Source organism: Alkalibacterium iburiense (assembly GCF_039521845.1).
GTDB lineage: Bacteria > Bacillota > Bacilli > Lactobacillales > Carnobacteriaceae_A > Alkalibacterium > Alkalibacterium iburiense.
In genome coordinates this window covers 1-939 of record NZ_BAAACW010000093.1, presented here as the reverse complement: position 1 = coordinate 939, position 939 = coordinate 1, and the positions used below count along the sequence as shown (strand labels likewise).

Sequence of the window (939 nt, the reverse complement as noted above, 5' to 3'; positions counted from 1 at the left end):
AATACCGAGGTGTTCACTCGCTAAGTCTGCACGATAGAAAAAGGCTCCTGGTGTTGTTTGCCATGAACTCATAACAAAGGTCCCATCTTCACTTGTTCCTGCATCTGTAACATATTCATATATGTCTTCTCTATTTTCACTAATATTTCCGAACTGATCTAAGTCTACAAGTAAACCTGATTCTACATATTTTTTAAAGAAGGCTTGCTCTGCAAAGATAACATCCGGTGCACTATCAGTATTTAAAACAGGGTCAAGTTGCGTTTCAAACTCTTCAGTTGGTACTTGAGATATGTTAATTTCATAATCTAAATCCGGGAATGCTTCCAGATAGTAGTTATTAATCATGTCTGCTGCTTCATCAGTAAATGTCCAAACGTTTAATTCACCATCAGCTGTCGTTGGTGCTTCAAATTCTTCACCATCTTCAGTTTCAAGAACTTCGCCTTCTTCAGCTGCTCCATCGTCTGTTGCTCCGCCACCGTCATCAGTCCCACCGTTTCCGCCATTGCCACAAGCCGCTAAAGTAAGCGCTGACAATGTTACGAAACTTAAAAACCATTTCTTGTTCAACATGAATATATCCCTCCAATTATTTTGTTTTCAACTCGTTCTATTCCCTCGTTTTTTTGATAGTACGCCTCCTTTTCCCCTTCTTTTCTATTCTTCTCCAATGTGTTATACCGATTTGGACAGAATAGATAGTTAGTTTATGTAACATATTCAACAATTAAAAGAATGCTATAAAACGCTTACAGAATACGCTTACATATCCTAACTGAAAAATATTAGTTTGTTAAGGTTACAAACTAATTATATTTACACCCATATAATACCTCTTTTTCACAGAATAATCAATCCTTTTATTTGAAAAGAAAATGCTAAAAAGAGACAAAAAAGCACCTCTCATGGTATAATTAAATCATGAAAAATTTAAAA

At 35.6% G+C, this 939-nt stretch carries 1 protein-coding gene; it reads right to left on the bottom strand.

Going from position 1 to position 939, the window contains the following annotated elements; genetic code table 11:
* Positions 1 to 576: extracellular solute-binding protein (locus ABDZ53_RS07560; protein WP_343755170.1), on the bottom strand; the 576-nt coding region annotated here is incomplete at its 3' end.
* Between the last annotated feature and the right edge of the window lie 363 nt (positions 577 to 939).